At 73.4% G+C, this 18,813-nt stretch carries 21 protein-coding genes; 7 read left to right on the forward strand and 14 right to left on the reverse strand.

Annotation, left to right across the window (positions count from 1 at the left end; genetic code table 11):
• The first annotated feature begins 138 nt into the window (after positions 1-138).
• The 3 genes from V2J52_RS00215 to V2J52_RS00225 are packed head-to-tail and all read left to right on the forward strand — an operon-like array spanning position 139 to position 4,648.
• Positions 139-1,872 (forward strand): ABC transporter ATP-binding protein, encoded by a 1,734-nt coding sequence (locus V2J52_RS00215; protein ID WP_331225651.1) that lies wholly within the window; start codon positions 139-141, stop codon positions 1,870-1,872.
• Positions 1,869-3,785 (forward strand): ABC transporter ATP-binding protein, encoded by a 1,917-nt coding sequence (locus V2J52_RS00220; RefSeq protein WP_331225652.1) that lies wholly within the window; start codon positions 1,869-1,871, stop codon positions 3,783-3,785. The genes V2J52_RS00215 and V2J52_RS00220 overlap by 4 nt, the downstream gene beginning before the upstream one ends.
• Positions 3,786-3,790: 5 nt before the next feature.
• Positions 3,791-4,648 carry a TrmH family RNA methyltransferase gene (locus V2J52_RS00225; protein WP_491062140.1) on the forward strand — a complete coding sequence of 286 codons (858 nt, stop codon included), beginning with the start codon at positions 3,791-3,793 and terminating at the stop codon, positions 4,646-4,648.
• Between the two features lie 138 nt (positions 4,649-4,786).
• Here the strand turns inward: V2J52_RS00225 and V2J52_RS00230 are convergent, their stop codons facing one another.
• The 3 genes from V2J52_RS00230 to V2J52_RS00240 form a co-directional block, all read right to left on the reverse strand.
• Positions 4,787-5,137, reverse strand: coding sequence for a hypothetical protein (locus tag V2J52_RS00230; protein WP_331225654.1), 351 nt, complete (start codon positions 5,135-5,137; stop codon positions 4,787-4,789).
• 2 nt (positions 5,138-5,139) lie between these two features.
• The gene (locus V2J52_RS00235; RefSeq protein WP_331225655.1) at positions 5,140-5,598 is read right to left on the reverse strand and encodes a prevent-host-death protein; all 459 of its coding nucleotides are present in this window, start codon (positions 5,596-5,598) and stop codon (positions 5,140-5,142) included.
• Positions 5,599-5,771: 173 nt separating this feature from the next.
• On the reverse strand, positions 5,772-6,620 hold the full coding sequence (locus V2J52_RS00240) for a prephenate dehydratase (RefSeq protein WP_331225656.1): 849 nt from the start codon (positions 6,618-6,620) through the stop codon (positions 5,772-5,774).
• A 153-nt stretch (positions 6,621-6,773) separates the two neighbouring features.
• On the opposite strand from V2J52_RS00240, the gene V2J52_RS00245 reads away from it, so the two are divergent.
• The gene (locus V2J52_RS00245) at positions 6,774-7,883 is read left to right on the forward strand and encodes a hypothetical protein (protein WP_331225657.1); all 1,110 of its coding nucleotides are present in this window, start codon (positions 6,774-6,776) and stop codon (positions 7,881-7,883) included.
• Here the strand turns inward: V2J52_RS00245 and V2J52_RS00250 are convergent.
• The 3 genes from V2J52_RS00250 to V2J52_RS00260 are packed head-to-tail and all read right to left on the reverse strand — an operon-like array spanning position 7,850 to position 10,350.
• On the reverse strand, positions 7,850-8,509 hold the full coding sequence (locus V2J52_RS00250; protein ID WP_331225658.1) for a response regulator transcription factor: 660 nt from the start codon (positions 8,507-8,509) through the stop codon (positions 7,850-7,852). The genes V2J52_RS00245 and V2J52_RS00250 overlap by 34 nt on opposite strands.
• Positions 8,506-9,846, reverse strand: a complete 1,341-nt coding sequence (locus V2J52_RS00255; RefSeq protein WP_331225659.1) for a sensor histidine kinase — start codon at positions 9,844-9,846, stop codon at positions 8,506-8,508. Before V2J52_RS00255 ends, V2J52_RS00250 begins: the two co-directional genes overlap by 4 nt.
• Before the next feature lie 39 nt (positions 9,847-9,885).
• Positions 9,886-10,350: a tRNA (cytidine(34)-2'-O)-methyltransferase gene (locus V2J52_RS00260; protein WP_331226466.1), complete on the reverse strand. Its 465-nt coding sequence runs from the start codon at positions 10,348-10,350 to the stop codon at positions 9,886-9,888.
• 79 nt (positions 10,351-10,429) lie between these two features.
• Between V2J52_RS00260 and V2J52_RS00265 the strand changes: the two genes are divergently transcribed.
• Positions 10,430-10,864, forward strand: a complete 435-nt coding sequence (locus V2J52_RS00265; RefSeq protein ID WP_331225660.1) for a hypothetical protein — start codon at positions 10,430-10,432, stop codon at positions 10,862-10,864.
• Between the two features lie 3 nt (positions 10,865-10,867).
• Here the strand turns inward: V2J52_RS00265 and V2J52_RS00270 are convergent, their stop codons facing one another.
• The 8 genes from V2J52_RS00270 to V2J52_RS00305 all read right to left on the reverse strand — a co-directional run bounded on the left by V2J52_RS00270 (position 10,868) and on the right by V2J52_RS00305 (position 16,264).
• Positions 10,868-12,100 carry an MFS transporter gene (locus V2J52_RS00270; protein WP_491062151.1) on the reverse strand — a complete coding sequence of 411 codons (1,233 nt, stop codon included), beginning with the start codon at positions 12,098-12,100 and terminating at the stop codon, positions 10,868-10,870.
• Positions 12,101-12,204: 104 nt separating this feature from the next.
• Complete coding sequence (locus V2J52_RS00275) at positions 12,205-12,870, reverse strand: hypothetical protein (protein ID WP_331225662.1); 666 nt, start codon at positions 12,868-12,870, stop codon at positions 12,205-12,207.
• Positions 12,867-13,409, reverse strand: a complete 543-nt coding sequence (locus V2J52_RS00280) for a signal peptidase I (RefSeq protein WP_331225663.1) — start codon at positions 13,407-13,409, stop codon at positions 12,867-12,869. The genes V2J52_RS00275 and V2J52_RS00280 overlap by 4 nt, the downstream gene beginning before the upstream one ends.
• Positions 13,402-13,851: a hypothetical protein gene (locus tag V2J52_RS00285; RefSeq protein ID WP_331225664.1), complete on the reverse strand. Its 450-nt coding sequence runs from the start codon at positions 13,849-13,851 to the stop codon at positions 13,402-13,404. The genes V2J52_RS00280 and V2J52_RS00285 overlap by 8 nt, the downstream gene beginning before the upstream one ends.
• A gap of 59 nt (positions 13,852-13,910) precedes the next feature.
• Positions 13,911-14,390 (reverse strand): hypothetical protein, encoded by a 480-nt coding sequence (locus V2J52_RS00290; protein ID WP_331225665.1) that lies wholly within the window; start codon positions 14,388-14,390, stop codon positions 13,911-13,913.
• Between the two features lie 23 nt (positions 14,391-14,413).
• Positions 14,414-14,968: an alternate-type signal peptide domain-containing protein gene (locus tag V2J52_RS00295; protein WP_331225666.1), complete on the reverse strand. Its 555-nt coding sequence runs from the start codon at positions 14,966-14,968 to the stop codon at positions 14,414-14,416.
• A 184-nt stretch (positions 14,969-15,152) separates the two neighbouring features.
• Positions 15,153-15,740, reverse strand: a complete 588-nt coding sequence (locus V2J52_RS00300) for a YbaK/EbsC family protein (protein ID WP_331225667.1) — start codon at positions 15,738-15,740, stop codon at positions 15,153-15,155.
• Positions 15,737-16,264, reverse strand: a complete 528-nt coding sequence (locus V2J52_RS00305; RefSeq protein WP_331225668.1) for a YbhB/YbcL family Raf kinase inhibitor-like protein — start codon at positions 16,262-16,264, stop codon at positions 15,737-15,739. The genes V2J52_RS00300 and V2J52_RS00305 overlap by 4 nt, the downstream gene beginning before the upstream one ends.
• A gap of 163 nt (positions 16,265-16,427) precedes the next feature.
• Here V2J52_RS00305 and imuA' point away from each other — a divergent pair, with 163 nt between their 5' ends.
• Positions 16,428-17,204 (forward strand): DnaE2-dependent mutagenesis accessory factor ImuA', encoded by a 777-nt coding sequence (gene imuA', locus V2J52_RS00310; protein ID WP_331225669.1) that lies wholly within the window; start codon positions 16,428-16,430, stop codon positions 17,202-17,204.
• Positions 17,204-18,805: a Y-family DNA polymerase gene (locus V2J52_RS00315; protein WP_331225670.1), complete on the forward strand. Its 1,602-nt coding sequence runs from the start codon at positions 17,204-17,206 to the stop codon at positions 18,803-18,805. Before imuA' ends, V2J52_RS00315 begins: the two co-directional genes overlap by 1 nt.
• Positions 18,806-18,813: the final 8 nt, after the last annotated feature.

Below are 18,813 nucleotides of genomic sequence, written 5' to 3' on the forward strand. Positions count from 1 at the left end.
GGGCCGGCCGCCACGCCCTCAGCGAAATGAGGTCGGGCCTCCCGCGGGACTGATCTAGGCTGTCCAGGCGTCCGACCCAGGTCGGGCCCGTGCCACCGGTCGCCATCGCCGTCGGTGGCACCGGATCGAAAGGCTGCCATGCTCATCCGTGCGCTTCGACGGTTCCTGCGCCCCTACCGGCGCGACGTCGGGTTCGTCGTCGTGCTCCAGTTCCTCCAGACCATCGCGGCACTGTCGCTGCCCAGCCTCAACGCCGCCATCATCGACAACGGCGTGGTCGCCGGCGACACCGGCTACATCCTGCGGGTCGGCGGCGTCATGCTCGCGATCAGCGCCGCCCAGGTGCTGTGCGCGATCGCCGCGGTGTACTTCGGCGCACGCACCGCGATGTCCGTCGGGCGTGACATCCGCCGGGCGACGTTCACCCGGGTGCAGCGGTTCTCCGCCGCCGAGCTGGGCCAGTTCGGTGCGCCGTCCCTCATCACCCGCTCGACCAACGACGTCCAGCAGGTCCAGATGGTGACGCTGATGACGTTCACCATCATCGTCATGGCACCGATCATGATGGTCGGCGGGATCATCATGGCGATCCAGCAGGACCTCGGGCTCTCCGTGCTGCTCGCCGTCGTCGTGCCGGTGCTGCTCGGGGTGATGGGCCTGATCGCATGGCGGATGGGGCCGCTGTTCAAGGTCGTGCAGAAGCGCATCGACCGGATCAACCTCGTCATGCGCGAGCAGATCACCGGCGTGCGGGTCATCCGGGCGTTCAACCGCCAGCCCACCGAGCGCCGCCGCTTCGAGACCGCCAACGACGAGCTGATGACCGTCAACCTGAAGATCGGCTATCTCATGGCGCTGATGTTCCCGGTGGTCATGGTCATCCTCAACACCTCGACGGTCGGGGTCATCTGGTTCGGCGCCGGGCGCATCGACTCCGGGGCGATGGAGGTCGGTGCGATGGTCGCCTTCCTCAACTACCTCATGCAGATCCTCATGTCGGTGCTCATGGCCTCGATGATGTTCATGATGGTGCCGCGTGCCTCGGTCTCGGCCGGCCGGATCATGGACGTGCTCGGCACCGAGCCGCAGATCGTCGCCCCGCCGTCGCCCCAGGCGCTGCCGGCCCGTGGCCAGCCGCTCGTCGTCGAGCTCGACGGCGCGAGCTTCGGCTACGCCGGCGCCGACGAACCGGTGCTCCACGACGTGTCGCTGCGGCTGGCACCGGGACGCACGACGGCGATCGTCGGCTCCACCGGTGCCGGCAAGTCGACCCTCGTCAACCTGCTGCCGCGGCTGCTCGACGTCACCGGTGGCGCCGTCCGGGCCGGCGGCACCGACGTGCGCGAGCTCGACCCCGCGGCGCTGCGGGAGCGGATCTCTATCGTGCCGCAGCGTGCCTTCCTGTTCTCCGGGACCATCGCCTCGACGCTGCGCATCGCGGCACCGCAGGCCACCGACGCCGAGCTGTGGGAAGCGCTGGAGGCCGCGCAGGCCCGGGACTTCGTCACTGAGCTCGGGCTGGACGCCCGGGTGGAGCAGGGCGGCTCGAACTTCTCCGGCGGCCAGCGCCAGCGGCTGGCGATCGCCCGCGCGCTGCTGCGCCCCGCCGACCTGTACGTGTTCGACGACTCCTTCTCGGCGCTCGACTACGCCACCGACGCCAGGCTGCGCGCGGCGCTGCCCGACGCCACGCGGGGCGCGGCGATACTCATCGTCGCCCAGCGCGTCGCCACCATCCGGGACGCCGACGAGATCCTCGTGCTCGACGACGGCCACGCCGTCGGCCTCGGCAGCCACGACGAGCTGATGGCGAGCAACCCGACCTACCAGGAGATCGTCCTGTCCCAGCTGAGTGTGCAGGAGGCAGCATGAGCGTCCCCCCGGGGCCCCCGCCCGGCCAGAAGTCCGAGAACTTCGGCGTATCGCTGCGGCGGCTGCTCGGCGAGATGCGGGTCGAGCGGCTGCGGCTGGTCGGCGTCGTCATCCTCGCCCTCGTGGCGGTCGCGCTGCAGGTCTCCGGCCCGGCGCTGCTCGGCCGGGCCACCAACGTCGTCTTCGACGGTTTCGTCGGCGCCTCTCTCGGCTCCCAGCTGCCGCCCGGCACCACCCGCGACGAGGCCATCGAGCTGCTGCGGGACTCCGGCCAGGACCAGGTCGCCGAGATGCTCACCGGGATGGACGCGGTCCCCGGTGTCGGCATCGACTTCGGTGAGCTGGCGCAGATCGTCCTGCTCGTCCTCGGGGTGTACATCGCCGCGGCCGTCTTTATGTGGATCCAGGGCCGGATCCTCGCCGGCGTCGTGCAGCGCACCGCGTTCCGGCTGCGCCGCGACGTCCAGGCCAAGATCGACCGGCTGCCGCTGCGTGAGCTCGACTCGCACGCCCGCGGCGACGTGCTGTCCCGGGTCACCAACGACATCGACAACGTCTCCCAGACCCTCCAGCAGACCCTGTCGCAGGTGATCACGGCGCTGGTGACCGTCGTCGGTGTCGTCGTCATGATGTTCGTGCTGTCCTGGCAGCTGGCGCTCATCGCGCTGGTGACCGTGCCGGTCTCCGCGTGGGCGACGATGATGATCGCCAAGCGCGCCCAGCCGCACTTCCTCGGCCAGTGGAAGTCCACCGGCGACCTCGGCGGCAAGGTCGAGGAGGCCTTCACCGGCCACGAGCTGCTCACCGCGTTCAACGCCCAGGAGGGCGTGCGCGACGGCTTCGACGAGGACAACGGCAAGCTGTACGAGGCGAGCTTCCGGTCGCAGTTCATCTCCGGCACGATCATGCCGATGATGATGTTCGTCGGGAACCTCAACTACGTGCTCGTCGCCGTCGTCGGCGGGCTGCGGGTCGCCTCCGGTGACCTCTCGCTGGGCTCGGTGCAGGCGTTCATCCAGTACTCGCGCCAGTTCAGCCAGCCGCTGTCGCAGCTGGCGTCGATGGTCAACCTCGTGCAGTCCGGGGTGGCGTCGGCGGAGCGGGTGTTCGAGGTGATGGACGCCCCCGAGCAGGGCGCCGACCCGGTGCCCGGCCAGCGCCCCGAGGCCGTCCGCGGCCTCGTCCGGTTCGAGGACGTCAGCTTCCGGTACGTGCCGGAGCGGCCGCTCATCGAGGGCCTGGACCTCGATGTGCAGCCGGGCCAGACCGTCGCCGTCGTCGGGCCCACCGGTGCGGGCAAGACCACGCTGGTCAACCTCATCATGCGGTTCTACGAGATCGACGGCGGGCGCATCCTGCTCGACGGCGTCGACACCGCCGCGATGACCCGCCACGACCTGCGTGAGTCCATCGGCATGGTGCTGCAGGACACCTGGCTGTTCAAGGGCACCATCGCGGAGAACATCGCGTTCGGCCGCGACGGCGCTACCGAGGACGAGGTCCGCGCGGCCGCGGTCGCGGCATCGGTCGACCGGTTCGTGCACAGCCTGCCCGACGGGTACGACACCGTCATCGACGACGAGGGCGGCGGGGTCTCGGCGGGGGAGAAGCAGCTCATCACCATCGCCCGCGCGTTCCTGTCCGACCCGCAGCTGCTCATCCTCGATGAGGCGACCAGCTCGGTCGACACGCGTACCGAGGTGCTCGTCCAGCTGGCGATGACCGAGCTGCGCAAGGGCCGTACCTCGTTCGTCATCGCCCACCGGCTCAGCACCATCCGGGACGCCGACGTCATCCTCGTGATGGAGGACGGCGCGATCGTCGAGCAGGGCGACCACGAGGCACTGCTGTCCGCCGACGGGCCCTACGCCCGGCTCTACCAGAGCCAGTTCGCGGCGCCGGTGGTCGAGTAGTGCCGATCGTCCACATCACCGATCCTGCCGACGAACGCCTCGCCGACTACACCGGCCTGACCGACGTCGCGCTGCGCATCAAGCAGGAGGCCGACGGCGGGCTGTACATCGCCGAGAGCAAGGCCGTCATCCGACGCGCGCTGGCGGCCGGCCACCGGCCACGGTCGTTCCTCATGGCCGAGAAGTGGGTCAGCGGGATGGCGCCGGTCATCGCCGGGGCACCCGGCAGTGTCGGTCTCGGCGACGGCGGGCCGGACGTGCCGGTCTACGTCGCTGACGAGACGGTGATGCGCGACATCACCGGGTACCGGGTGCACCGGGGCGCGCTGGCGGCGATGCACAGACCTGTGCTGCCTGCGGTGGGCGACGTGCTCGCCGGTGCCCGTGGGGGGCGCGGCGCACGCCGGGTGGCGGTGCTCGAGGACATCGTCGACCACACCAACGTCGGGGCGATCTTCCGCAGCGCGGCTGCGCTGGGCGTCGACGCGGTGCTGGTGACGCCGCGCTGCGCGGACCCGCTGTACCGGCGCTCGGTGCGGGTCTCGATGGGCACGGTCTTCCAGGTGCCGTGGACCCGGCTGCGGTCGTGGCCCGGCAGCGTCGCGGACCTGCACGACGCCGGCTTCACGGTGGCCGCGCTGGCACTGTCGGACGACTCGGTCAGCCTCGACGACTTCGCCGCCTCGCCGGCCGTGCGTGGCGAGGGCGCGCGGACCGCGATGGTGCTCGGCGCGGAGGGGGACGGGCTGGCACGCAGCACGATCGAGGCCGCCGACGTCGTCGTGCGGATCCCGATGGCCGGCGCGGTCGACTCGCTCAACGTCGCGGCGGCGTCGGCAGTGGCGTTCTGGGCGACGCGGTAGTGGCCGGCGGCGAGCTGCGCCTCGCTGCCGCCGACCGGTTATCGCGAGGACCCGACCCGCGCGGCTCTTGGTGTCATGTGGATGGCGTCGCGCGGTGTTGGCTCGGGTGGCGGTCGAGGTCCCCGAAGAGGGCGATTCCTACTTCGTCTCGTTCGGGTGGCTCGTGTGCACCTGCTCCAGGGAGACCGTGCGCTCGTGGACGTAGAACCAGATGCGCGCGGTGCCCTTCGCCGTCGGCTTGTGCTGCCAGCGCTCGTGGGTCGCGCCGCCGCGCGAGATCGTGCTGAGCTCGCCCTTGAGTCGGTAGTTCGTCGGCGTCGTGACCAGGGGCGTCCGCGTGAGGGAGTCCCAGGTCTCCGTCATCGGGCTGCGGATCGTCGCGACGAGGTCCCGCCATCCCTTCTGGGCGTCGGCGGTGGCGAATCGGATCTCGTACTCGGTCCTCTTCGGAGGGCGGGGGACCAGCTCGCCCTTCTTGGCGGCCGCCACGGCTACGGACGCTCTACGGTCTCGTCGTCGTCGAGCCACGCAAGGTCGGCGCTGCCGAGCCCGGCGGCGACGGCGGTCGCCGTCTCCTTCCAGGACGTCAGTTCGGCGATCGCGAGGTGCGGCTGGCCGGTGGAGAACGAGGCGCGCGCGGCGTCCACGAGGTCCTGCGCGCAGGATTTCCGGTCCGCGGGCGACAGGGCGAGCATCCACGGGAACGCCTTGGCCATGCGCGCTGCGAGAGGCCCGTCGTCGTCGAGGGTGACGGTGATGAGCTGCGCTGCGAAGTTCAGCAGGCGAGAGCGACCCTCGGCCTCGCGCTGCGACATGAGCACCAGCGCCTCGCCGTCGCGCCGGGTCACCGTCACGGGGTGGTCCTCGGCCTCGGCGAAGACCTCGGCGGAGTGCTTGCTCAGGTCCGAGGAGCGCCGGGTCGCCACGGGGAGGTCTGCTGCGGTGGTCATGGGCCCAACCTATTCGGAACGTGTTCGGAAGTCCAGTGTGCGTGATCATCGACCGAGCGTGAGCAGCATCTCGTCCACGGACGTGCTTGCCATCGATGGCCGGGCTGAGTCACCCCGATGGCTTGAGTGCTCGGTGCGCCGACTCTCGTCGCCGATGCCGAGGTCCCGCCCGCTCAGGCCCGCCGGCTCTGCTCGCGGTACGGGTGGGCCGGGTACACGCCGAGGATGTCGAGCTCGTCGGTGAAGTAGGTCAGCTCCTCGAGGGCGCGGGCCAGCGCGGGCTCCTCGGGGTGCGCCTCGACGTCGACGAGGAACCCGGTGGCGGCGAACTCGCCGTCCATCATGTACGACTCGAGCTTGGTCATGTTGATCATGTTCGTGGCGAAGGCGCCCAGCGCCTTGTAGAGCGCACCGGGGATGTTGCGGATCCGGAACACGAAGGTGGTGACGGTCGGCCCGCCGGTGCTCGGCGGGGTGGTGCGCTCGCGGGCGAGGACGACGAACCGGGTGGTGTTGTGCTTCTCGTCCTCGACGTCCGACGCGAGCGTCCGCAGGCCGTAGATCTCCCCGGCGAGCGCGGTGGCGAACGCGGCGCGGGAGGGGTCGTTCGCCTCGGCCACCTCGCGGGCCGCCCCGGCGGTATCGCCGGCGACGACGGCGGTCAGCCCGAGCTCGGCGGTGATCCGGCGGCACTGGCCCAGCGCGTGCACGTGGCTGTGCACGGTGCGCACCGACGCGCGGGTCGCGCCCTCGACGGCCAGCAGCTGGAAGTGGATGGGCAAGAAGAACTCGGCGACGATGTGCAGCCCCGAGCGCGGCAGGAAGTGGTGGATGTCCGCCACCCGCCCGTTGCTGGAATTGTCGATCGGGATCATCGCGAGGTCGGCGGCGCCGGTCTGCACGGCGGCGAGGGCGTCCTCGAAGGACGCGCTCGGCAGGCCCTGCCCCTCCGGGTAACACTCGCGGCTGGCGATGTCGGAGTTCGAGCCGGGCTCGCCCTGGTAGCTGATGGTCGTGGTCACCGGAACATTATCCCTGCCGCGTGGCGTGCTCCGGTGCCGTCATCCTCGCGGCGTACGGCGTCGCTACCTGCGGACGACGACCTCACCACCGCCGCCCCGGACGCTGGAGGTGATCCGGCGCCCGGCCGGAACTCGTCCGGAGAGGAGCACCCCATGTCGGTCCGCACCCCCGCCCCGACCCGTCTGCCCGTCACTGCCGTGCCCAGTGCGCGCTGGTGGTCGAGGCTTGCCCTGCCGGTCGCCGCGCTGTGGTCGCTGGCGTACCTCGTCCTCGGCCTGCGGTGGCTGCAGGGCGGCAGCGGCAACCCGGCGGACCCGGCCGTTGACCCGGCGCTGCTGCTCAGCGTGCTCGAGCCGCTCGGTCCCACCCGCGCAGCGGCGCTCTACACCGGGCTGGCCGCCGCCGGTCTGCTGCTCGCCGCGGTGATGGCGGCGCGGCGTCCTCGCCCGGGTCGGGCCGGCGCGGCGGACCGGGTGGCGGCCGGCGCCGCCGTCGTCCTCGGTGTGGTGCTCGCCGTCGTGCTGACGGACTTCCGGATCCTCGCCAACCTCGGCTACCTCCCCATGCTGCCGCTCGCCGCGCTCGGGCTGCTGCCCGGCGGCGGTGGCATACCTGCGCTCAGCTGGCCGGATGTCAACCTCCTGGTGCTGATGGCCGCCGGCCTGGCATGGGTCGGCGCCGGCATCTGCCACGGCGGTGCCGTCAACCGGTACGACGGTGACCGCGGCCGTCCGTGGTGGACCGCACCGGCCGCCGTCGCCCGCTGGGGCCGCCTGGCGACCTACGTCGCGATGGTTGTACCGCTCGGGTACGCGGCCACCCGGTACGCCTGGGCGCTGGGCATCCCGTTCGGGGTGCGGCAGGAGCTGCTCGACGAGCTCGGCCCGGGAGTGCTCGCCGGCGCCGGGTTGGCGACCGGCGCCGTCGTCGGGGCGGTGCTGACCTGGGGGCTGCTGCGGCCGTGGGGCACCACCGTCCCCCGCTGGTTGCCCGGCGTCGGCGGGCGGCGGGTACCCGTGGCAGTGGCCGTGGCGCCGGCGAGCCTGGTCGCCGCGGCGGTCACCTCGGCCGGCCTGATGTTCTGGCGCTTTCTCCTCGCCGACCGGTTCGGCGAGTACTTCCCGGGCACGGAGGCCGACGTCGCCGCCTGGCTGCCGGAGCTGTTCTGGCCGGTGTGGGGGGTCGCGCTGGCCGCGGCGACGTACGCCTACGTGCTGCGCCGCCGGGCTCAGCCCCGGGGACGAACCAGCCCGCTCTCGTAGGCCAGCACCACCGCCTGCACCCGGTCGCGCAGGCCGAGCTTGGTCAGCAGCCGGCCGACGTGGGTCTTCACAGTCGCCTCCGAGAGGAACAGCCGGCCGGCGATCTCGGCGTTGGAGGCGCCGGTGGCGACCTCCAGCAGCACCTCGCGCTCCCGGACGGTGAGCCGCTCGAACGGGTCGGCGCCGGACCGCGGCCCCGGCAGGCCGGCCGCGACGTGGGCGATGAGGCGCCGGGTGGTCGAGGGAGCAAGGACGGCATCGCCGTCGTGCACCGCCCGGACGGCGGCGAGCACCTCCGCGGCGGGGGCGTCCTTGAGCAGGAAGCCGCTGGCGCCGGCCTTGAGCGCGGCGAAGGCGTAGTCGTCGAAGTCGTACGTGGTCAGCACGATCACCCGGGGGATGTCGGGGTGGCGCGCCAGCAGCCGACGGGTGGTCGCCACGCCGTCGAGGCCCGGCATCCGGACGTCCATGAGGACGACGTCGCAAGGAGTGGTGGCGACGAGGTCGAGGGCGCTCGGGCCGTCGGCGGCCTCGCCGACCACCCGCATGTCGGGTTGCGAGTCGACGACCATCGCCAGGCCGGTCCGCACCAGCTCCTGGTCGTCGACGAGCGCCACCCGGATCATGCCCGCTTCTCGTCGTCCTCGGGGCGCCGTCGCGTCCCGCTGCGCCCCGAGGGTATCGAGGCCCGCACGACGAAGCCGTCGTCGCGCGGGCGGGCGACCAGCTCGCCGCCCTCGAGGTCGACCCGCTCGCGCATCCCGAGCAGCCCGAGCCCGGATTCGCCGGGCGGCGGCGGCGAGCCACCGGCGTCCTCGACGGTGACGGTCAGCGAGTCCGCCGCCCAGGCCAGTCCGACACACGCCCGGGCGCCGTCGCCGGCGTGCTTGACCACGTTCGTCAGTGCCTCCTGCGCCACCCGATAGGCCGCTAGCCGGGCGGTCGGCGAGAGCCGCACCGGGGTGCCGGTGACCACCAGGTCGACCGGCAGGCCGGTGGCCCGCACCCGCTCGACAAGCGCCGGTATGTCCTCCACCGCGGGGTCGCCCCGTTGCTCGCCGTCGGTGTCCGTCCCGTCGCTGCGCAGCCGGCCGAGCACCGTGCGGGTGTCGTCCAGCGCGTCCCGCCCCGTCTCAGCCACCGTGTCCAGGGTGCGCAGCGCGACCGCCGGGTCGTGCTCGCCGGCGAGCCGGCCGCCCTCGGCCTGCCGCACGATGACGGCGAGGCTGTGCGCCACGATGTCATGCATCTCGCGCGCCACCCGGGTGCGTTCCTCGGCCGCGGCCTGGGCGACCTGCCGGGCCTCGCGCGCCTGCGCCTCGCGGGTCCGCTCCTCCAGCTGGCCGAGGTAGGCCGCCCGGACCCCGCGGAACCGGCCCAGCCCCCAGCCGGCGAGGACGACGGCGAGCAGCGCGCCGAGCACCATCGCCCGGGGGAGCAGCTCGGTGGTGTCGACGGCCGCGGGGCCGCCGAGGGCGGGCGACACCCAGTCCGGGCCGGTCCACAGCGGCACCGCGGTGATCACGGCGCCGAGCAGCCCGACGGCGAGCGCCAGCGTGGGCCACGGCGGGCGGGCATAGGCGGCCGCCGAGTAGAGGAGGACGGGAAACACGAGGGCGCTGGGTAGCAGGATCGCTGGGAAGGGGCCGACGACGGCGCCGTTCGTCGTGACGGTCACCGGGACGAGCACGAGGACGAGCATCGCGGCCGCGCCGGTGGCGTAGGCGGCCGCGGGCTTGGTGCGCCGGAGCGCGACCGCCAGGTGGGCGACGACGATCGCGGCGATGGCCGGCAGGAGCCACGGGGCGGTCGGGCCGCCGGCCAGCAGCGGACCGAGGGACGCCGGCGCGAGGACGGCGGCCAGTGCCGCGGCGAGGACCGCGTCGGTCAGCCACGGCCGCCGGCGCAGCCAGGAGTCCACCCCGCCGAGGCGGGGGGCCGGTGGCACGGTCCGCGGGTCCACGCCCGCCATCGTAGGGGTGCCCTCCGACGGACCGAAGCGTCAGACTCCGCCGGCGTAGCCGAGCTGGCGCCAGGTCTCGTAAGCGCCCACGGCCGCGGCGTTGGACAGGTTCATCGACCGCGCCTGCGGAATCATCGGGATCCGGACCCGGTCGGTGAGCCGCGAGTCGTCGAGCACGTGGCCGGGCAGCCCGGTGGGCTCGGGCCCGAACAGCAGCGCGTCACCCGCCCGGTAGGCGACGTCGCCGAACGAGGTGGTGGCGGCGCCGGTGAACGCGTAGACGCGCCCCGGCGCCACCGCGGCCAGCGCGGCATCGAGGTCGGCGTGGACGACGACGTGCGCGAGGTCGTGGTAGTCCAAGCCCGCGCGGCGCAGGTGGGCGTCGCTCAGCACGAAGCCGAGCGGCTCGACGAGGTGCAGGGTGGCGCCCAGGCACGCGGTCATCCGGATGGCGTTGCCGGTGTTCGGCGGGATGCGGGGCTCGTAGAAGATGACGTGGAACACCGCGACATCCTCCCACCATGCTCGGCGCCGGTCGTCGCCGTACCCTCGGACGAGGAGAACGACCGCGACGAGGAGACCGATGGGCAAGATCAGCGTGATTCTCAGGACGGCGACCCGGCTGGGGCCGTTCGTCTACGCCGGGGTCAAGGGGGTGGCCGCGCTCATGCGCGACAACCCCGAGCTCGCCCGGTACGGCCAGGACCTGCTCGACCGGTTCAACGGCGCGCGGTCCGGGCGGTCGCGGCCCGACCGGCTGCGGCGGTCGGTCGCGCTGCTGCGCACCCAGTCGCAGGCCCGGCTGGCCGAGGCTGAGGACCCTGCTGAGACGGCGCAGGCCCAGCGGTGGCTGGCGCAGGCGGACCGGCTCGACGACGCCGTCGAGCTGATGGCGATCCACCGGGGCCGTCGTCAGGCCCGCGACGCCGCCGCGGTGGAGGCCCGGGTCGAGGAGCTGTTCGCGGAGATCTTCGCCTCGTCCATCCAGTACCGCGCCGACCGCGGCATCGAGCCGTAGTTGCTACGGCGCGCGGCCGCGCAGCACGCCGGCCAGCGCCAGCGTCGCCAGCGCGAGCACCGGCACGATCGCCAGGCCTACACGCAGCCCGAAGGCGTCCCCGAGGGCCCCGACCACCGGTGGCGACAGCAGGAACGCGAGCCGCATCAGCCAGGAGACGATGGTCAGCCCGCTGCCCTTCCGGATGCCCGGGATGTCGTCCGCGGCGTTCATCGCCGCCGGGACGAGCGTCGCGGAGCCGAAACCGGCGAGCGCGAAGCCGCCGGTGACGGCGCCCACGCCCGGCCCGACGACGACGACGGCCATCCCGAGGATGATCAGCACGGCGCCGAGCCGGGCCACCGCCCGCTGACCGAGCCGGTCGGTCATGGGGTCTCCGAGGGTCCGCCCGATGAGCTGGGCACCGACGAGGGCCACGAAGCCGAAGCCCGCCACCGCCGGCCCGGCGCCGAGCTCCTCGCTGAGGTACACCGCCGACCACGTGTTGCCGGCGTCCTCGACCATCGTCCCGCTCATCGCGATGACCACGAGCGCGACGAGGACGACGGCAGGGCGCCGCAGGGCCGCCCGGAACCGTTCTGCCGGGCCGCTCGCCTGGTGAGGGTCCGGCGGGTCGGCGAGCCGGTCGAGCTCGGCTGCCGCGGCGGCGGAGAGCCCGTGACGCCGCGCGGCAACGGCGACGACGAGCCACAGCAGGCTGCTCGCCGTCAGATGGATGCCCAGCGGGACGTCCCGGGCGGCGGCGAGGGTGCCCGTGAGCCCGCCGGTGACCGCCCCGGCGCTCCACACGGCGTGGAAGGAGTTGATGATCGAGCGTCGATAACCGCGTTGCACCGACAGCCCGTGGGAGTTCTGGGCGACGTCGACGATCGCGTCCATCGCCCCGCCGGCGAACAGGGCGACGACGAGCAGCCACAGTGATGGCACCCACCCGACGAGGGCGACCGCCACCGCGAGCAGCACCGTGGTGACGGCGGCCGCCGTCGCCGCCCCGAGACGGCGGACCGTGGCGGCGGCCAGCGGCCCGGCGATGACGGCGCCGAGCGGGAAGGCGATGACGACGAGCCCGAACTGGGTGTTGCTCAGCTCCAGCCCGGACTTCACCGTCGGGTAGCGCGGCAGCAGGTTGGCGAAGATCGCGCCGTTGGTGAAGAACATCGCCGCGGTGGCCACGCGTGCGTGCTGGAGCCGTCGCGACGGACGGTGCCGGCCCGTGGCAGCTGCGGGGACAGACATGGTGCTCACTAGGTTCCGGGTGGTGCCGCGGTGCCGCGGCGGCCGGTCAACTGTACGTGCCGGTGGGCTGCGGCGGCGGGTTCGGTGCCGGCCGGCCGGCGTGGCTAGCGTCGACCGCTCGACCGCGTCGGCATCGGGCGACGGCGCAGTCGCACGGTGATGCCGGCGCCGACGAGGAACGCTCCCAGCAGGAGCAGGGCGCCCGCGGTGACGCCGCTGGTGCTGAGGCGCTCGCGGTCCGCTTCACCCGGCTCGCCCGGCTCGGGGGAGTCGTCGTGGCCGTGGTTGTCGTCGTCGGAGGGGGCGACCTCTCGGAAGCCGAGTCGCGACAGCACCTGACCGGCCTGCGCCCGCGTGCTCGCCGGGGCGTCGGCGGACATGGCGACGTCGAGCCCCAGCCGCAGCGGAGCGCCAGGTTCGGCCACCGGGCCGTGCCAGGTGGAGCTCGGCGTCGTCGACTGGCCGTTGAGGTGGACGGTGAGCCACTCACGGAGCTGGGTGCCCGCCGGGTCGACGAGGTCGTCGCCGAGCGTCACGGTGAGCTGGGCCGGTCCCGGGCCGTGGTGGCGGATCCACACGACGGCGGTGGCGTGCTCACCCGGCACGAGCAGTGTCGTCGGGAAGAGCGCCGGGAGCTCGGTGGCCCACTGTGCGCCGTCCTCGGAGAACTCCATCGGCGGCCCGGTGGCGGCCCCGGCCGGCTGGACCGGGAGCAGCGCGCCGAGAAGGACGAGGAGCGCAGCGATCGCCGCGGCCGCGGTCGTCCTCATACGGCAGGTACTTGCTGGGCCTCGCGGCGCCGGGCGCGGACGCCGGAGCCCATCTGCCACAGACCGTAGGAGATGAGCGCGCCGGCGGCGACGACGACGAGCCCGCTCCGGGTGTCGACGTTGATCGCGGAGTTGACGTGGCCCAGCCACGGCAGGCTGTAGGCCACTGTGCCGCGGATCTGCACCGGGAGGATGGCCTCGGGGTCCGGTGATCCGTTGGCGTCGCCCTGCGTGACGAAGCTGCGGTCCCCGCCGGTGTTCGCGTTGACGCCGACCACGCGGTGGGTGATGACCTGCGGCTCGCCCGGCGCGATCTGATAGGTGACGACGTCGCCGACCCGGATGTCCGCCGGGTCGGTCGGGGCCACGATCGCGAGCGTGCCCGGTTCCAGGTGGGGCCGCATGCTCCCGGTGAGTACCGTGTACGGGGTGGCGCCCATGACCTTGGGCACGACGACGGTCGCCAGCGCGACGGCGATCGCGACGGCCAGTGCGAGCGCGCTGAGAATGGTGCCGATCAGGCGGAGGGGGTTAGGCACAGCGGACTCCTGTGAGCCCGAGGAGCCCCAGGCGGATCTGGACGCTCGCGGTCGGAGCCGACTCCCAGCCGGACCCGTGGACGGCGGTCACTGTGAGGGCCGGTCTGGCTCCGCCGATAATCAGATCGAGCAGACCCTGGAGAACGCCGGTAAGCAGTCCAGCCTTGAGCTCGAAGCTGCGAGTACCGCCGCTGAGCCTGGCGATCTCGAAGAGCTCTCCGTCGGCCTCGGCCCGGACGATGTAGCCATCAGGCTCTCCACCTGCTGGCTCTGGCCAGGAGAGTTCGACGTGTTGGGCGACGAGCCCCAAGAGGCCGCCCTCGGTGCTGCACTGAAGAGTCGCCGGCGCCGCGACCACGCCGGCGGACGCCGTCGTGGCGTCGAGCTCGACACTATGGCTCCACAGACCCCAGGCCACCGTCGGTCCGGCCGCGAGCAGCATGATCAGCGCGACGACGATCCCGGCACGGGCCCCGCGGCGCGGTCGACGCGCTGGAGCCGTCACTGCAGCACCTGCTCTGCGGTCACGGTGACGGTGACGTCCGCCGTTGCCGCCTGGAGGTCGCTCGGAGTGTCGGGCGCCAGGGTGAACCGGACACAGAAGTCGGTCGAAGTCTCGCCGTCCAGTGCGGTGCCGTTGGGGGTGCCTATCGCGAGCGGTTCGCCCACGCACTCGGCATCGGCGTACCAGCCGACGTCCACGTGCTCGCCCAGCGCGCCGGTGGCGTCGCGAGTGACCCGGTACTGCCAGGCCGCGTCGCTGTCCATGGTCACCCGTGCGGTGCCGGTGGCCGTGTCGCCGGGAAACAGCCCGGTGACCTCGGGCTCGTCGACCCACTCGGCAGTGATGTCAAAGCTGCCGCTGGTCAGCTGGACCGCGGGCAACGGCTGGGAGACCGACCAGAGGGCATGGGCCAGCGCGCCGCCGCCGATCACGAGAACAATCGTGACGGCGGCGGCAAGCACTGACCTACGCAGCATCTGCGTCGAGCCTCTGGTACCGATCAGTTGCCGACCGCTACCTGGGCGAGGTTGAACACCACGCTGCTGAGGTTGACCGTGCTGTCCGTGGCGACCTGGTCCTCGGTGTCCTCGTCAAAGGTGATGGTCACCCCGGCGTTGACCGAGTCATAGGAAGCATTGCTGGGAGCGATGTTGAACGCGTTGGTGCCGGCAGCCGTCGCCCATGTGGCGTCGTCGGCAGGCATGGTGAAGGAGACGTCGAGCGCCTCGATGAGCTCGGGGTCGCCGCTGAGGTCGGTGGCGTCGACCGTGAGCACGGAGGCCAGGTCGTCACCGATCGCGGTCACGGTCACCGGCTGGTTGAGGGCGAGGACGTCACCCGGAACGATCTGCACCTCGTCGACGTCCGCCACCGGAGCGCCGTTGAGCTGCCACGAGGCGTCTCCCAGGACCAGGTTGAGGTCACCGGACTGGATGGTTCCCTGGTCGTCGACTGCCTCGCTCACCGACCACCAGGCGTAGGTGCCGGCGCCGCCGAGCAGCAGTGCCGCACCTGCGGCGACAGCAATGGTTCCCTTGGTCATCTTGTTGGCCATGAAAAGTTCCCCTTTTCTTGTGCGCGCGAATAGTCAGCGGCGCATCGTGAATGCCCTCGACCGCATGACGATGTTCGTCACGTGGAGGGCATGGCCCCAGTCTATGCTTTTGCATGCACTCGAGGTGGGGTTGTAGGGGAGATTCGCGTCACTGCGTGCGGCCGGCCGGGCCGACCCGCCGGCGTCAGGCGACCGGCAGCCCCAGCCCGTCGACGACCTCGGCCCGCGGCAGGGCGGCGAGCACCTCGCCGGGCAGCAGGATCTTGGACCGCCGCAGGCCGCTGCCGATGATCGCCGGGCCCTCGGCCGCGGCGCCGTCGACGAGCAGCCGCCAGGCGTCGGGCACCCCGATCGGGGTGATGCCGCCGTACTCCATGCCGGAGGCCACCACCGTCTGGTCGGTGGGCCAGAAGGAGGCCTTGCGGACGTCGAGCAGCTTGCGCACGGTGGCGTTGACGTCCGCCCGGGTGGTGGCGCGGACCGCGCAGGCGGCCACCCGCTCCTCACCGGCACGCTTACCGGCGACGAGGACGCAGTTGACCGAGGCGGACAGCGGCAACTCGTAGGCCTCGGTCATCGCCGCGGTGTCGGCCAGGTCCGGGTCGATCTCGGCGACGAGGACACGGTCCGCGCCGGCGAAGACCTCCAGGGCGGCGACGACCGGTGCGGCGAGCAGGTCGCGGCGGTCGAGCGCGGGCACCCAGGTGAGCGTGCCGAAGCGCGCCGCGCCGGGCTGCTCGGGCACCGGCGTCGGGTCGATCGTCGCGCTCACTGCTGGAAGGTGGCGGTGAGCGTCGCGCGCGCGATCGTGTGGAACAGCGCGGTGAAGGCGACCTTCGTCGGGCTGTCGTCCGGGTCGAGGTCGAGGGTGTCGACGTCGAGCGCGTGGACGGCGAAGACGTAGCGGTGCGGCCGGTCCCCGGCCGGCGGGGCCGCACCCTCGTACGCGTGGGTGCCACCGTCGTTGCGCACGTGGTAGGCCGCGCCGGGCAGCATGAGGTCGCTCTCGCCCCAGCCCTGCTCGAGCTCGGTGAGGTCGGAGGGCAGGTCGACGACCGTCCAGTGCCAGTAGCCGGCAGGGGTGGGGGCGTCGGGGTCGAAGCAGCTGACGAGGAAGCTCTGGGTCTCGGCGGGGAAGCCGGACCAGTTCAGCTGTGGCGAGGTGTTCTCCCCGGCCTGTGAGAACTCGGCCGGCAGCGGCTGGCCGTCGGTGAGGTCAGTGCTCGTCAACGTGAAGGTCGCGACCGGCGGGAGCAGGTCGTAGGGCTCGGGGGCGACGGGTCGCTGCAGGTCCATGGTGGCCTCCTGGTCGGTTGGCGGACGTTCCCCCAATCTATGGCTCCGTCCGCCCGGGGGCACAACCGTGGCAGCCGGCGCCCCGGTCGGCGATGTCAGGGATCCGGTCTACTCTTCAATCTCGAACGTCTGTTCGATAGAGTGAGAGCTGGGGAGAGGTGCCATGAGCGTCGAGACCGCGCGGCTGGCGGCGGCTCGCCAGGCGTTGAGCCGGGCCGAGGATGCCGCCGGGCTGCGCACCCGGCTGGCCCCGCTGCCGCGCCCGCAGGACGACGACGACGCCGCCGCGCCGGCCGCCGTCGTCGCCCCCGTCGAGGGGGTCACCGTCCCGGGCGGTGGCACCTCGACCGACCTGCTGCCGGTGCCGGCGGCGCTCGCCAGGCTCTTCCCCGGCGAGGGGCTGCGCCGCGGCAGCGTGGTCCAGGTGGCCCGGTCGACCTCGCTGCTGCTCGCGCTGACGGCGGCCGCCGCGCAGGACGGTGGCTGGACCGCGCTGACGGCGCTGCCCGACGTCGGTCTGCAAGCCGCCGCAGAGGCCGGGCTGGCGCTGGGCCGGTCCGTCGTCGTCCCGCGGCCCGGGCCGGAGGCTGCCGCGGTGCTCGGTGCGCTGGTCGACGGCTTCGACGTGCTCGTCGTCGGGCCGTGCCGGGCGCTGGGGGACCGGGACCGGCGGCTGCTGTCGGCCCGGCTGCGCACCCGTGGTGCCGTGCTGCTGAGCACCGCGCCGTGGCCCGGCAGCGACCTCGTGCTGCGCGCGGAGCAGGGACGGCCGCAGGGGGTGGGCGCCGGCTGGGGGGCGGTCGCCGGCCAGGAGATGACCGTCAGTGCCACCGGGCGGGGCCAGGTGACCGAGGTGCGGGTCCGCGTCGGGGCGCGCGGGCTGGTCGCTGCCGGCCCGACGCCGCAGGCCGGCCGGCCGCCGCTCCGGGCGGTGTCCTGATGGCCGCCGACCTGACGGCGACGGCTGGCCCGGCGGCCCCGGTGGCGTCGGCGGCGCTGCGCCGGGCCGCGCTGTGGGTGCCGGACTGGCCGGTCGCGGCGGCGGTGGCCGAAGGGCTGGTGGCCCGTGACGAGCCGGTCGCGGTGCACGACGCCCGCGGCGTCGTCGTCTGCTCGTCGTCCGCCCGGGGCGCCGGGGTGCGTCGCGGGATGCGGCGCCGGACCGCGCGGGGCGTGTGTCCCGAGCTCGTGCTGCTCGCCGTCGACGAGAACCGTGACGCGCGCGCCTTCGAGCCGGTGGTGCAGAGCGTCGAGGACGTCGTCGCCGGGGTCGAGGTGGCCCGGCCGGGGTTGCTGCTCATGACCGCCCGCGGCCCGGCCCGGCACGCCGGCGGCGAGGAGGCGCTCGCCGAGCTGCTCGTCGGCGCGGTCGCCGACGGCAGCGGCGCCGAGTGCCAGGTGGGGGTGGCCGACGGGCTGCTCGCCGCGCTGCTCGCCGCCCGGCAGGAGGTGATCGTCCCGGCGGGCCGCAGCGCCGAGTTCCTCGCCCCGCAGGACGTCCGCTGCCTCGAGCTGGCGGCCACCTCCCGGGACCGGCGCCGCGACCTCGTCGAGCTCACCGACCTGCTGCGGCGGCTCGGGCTGCGCACCCTCGGCGCGCTCGCGGCGCTGCGGCCCGGGGACGTCGCCGCCCGGTTCGGCTCGGTGGGGGTGCTCGCCCGCCGGGTGGCCGGCGGTGGCGACCTCACGGTGTCGGCCGCCCGCCGCCCGGAGCGGGACATCACGGTACGCACCGAGCTCGACCCGCCGGCCGCCCGCTCGGACGTCGCCGCCTTCGTCGCCCGCGCGCTGGCGGAGGAGCTCGCCGAGCGGCTGCAGCGTCGCGGCGAGACGTGCGGGCGGCTGCGGGTGCTGGCCCGCACCGAGGACGGCGCGGAGCTCGGCCGCACCTGGCGACTGGATGCCGCGCCCAGCGCCGCGGACCTCACCGACCGGGTGCGCTGGCAGCTCGACGGCTGGCTCAGCGGACGCAGCTCCCGGCCGCCGAGCGCGCCGCTCGTCCACCTCAAGCTGGTCGCCGAGGAGGTGAGTGAGGCCGGCGTCGTCAGCGACGGGCTGTGGGGCCGGCGCGGCCGCGGGGAGGTGCAGGCGGAACGGGCGGCGCTGCGCGTCCAAGGGCTGCTCGGCGCCGACGGCGTGCTCGTCCCGGTCCTCCAGGGCGGGCGCGACCCGCGAGCACGGACCCGGCTCGTGGTGTGGGGGGACGACCAGGCGCCGCAGCGCCGGCCGGACGCCCCGTGGCCGGGGCAGATCCCGGCGCCCGCGCCGGCGACGGTGCCCGCCGAGCCGGTCGCCGTCGCCGTCCTCGACGACCGCGGCGCCATGGTGGTGGTTGACGCCCGGGGGCGGCTGAGTGCACCGCCGGCGCGGGTGGGGGAGCGCCGCGTCGAGGGCTGGGCCGGGCCGTGGCCGGTGGCGGAGCGGTGGTGGTCGGGCGAGCGACGACGCCGGGCCTGGCTGCAGGTGACGGTGGCCGGTGCGCCGGCGCTGCTGCTCGCGCTGGCCGACGGCGAGTGGTGGGTCGAGGGGGTCTATGACTGAGCTTCGAT

It is taken from the genome of Georgenia sunbinii, from assembly GCF_036421875.1.
GTDB classification, from domain to species: Bacteria; Actinomycetota; Actinomycetes; order Actinomycetales; family Actinomycetaceae; genus Georgenia_B; species Georgenia_B sunbinii.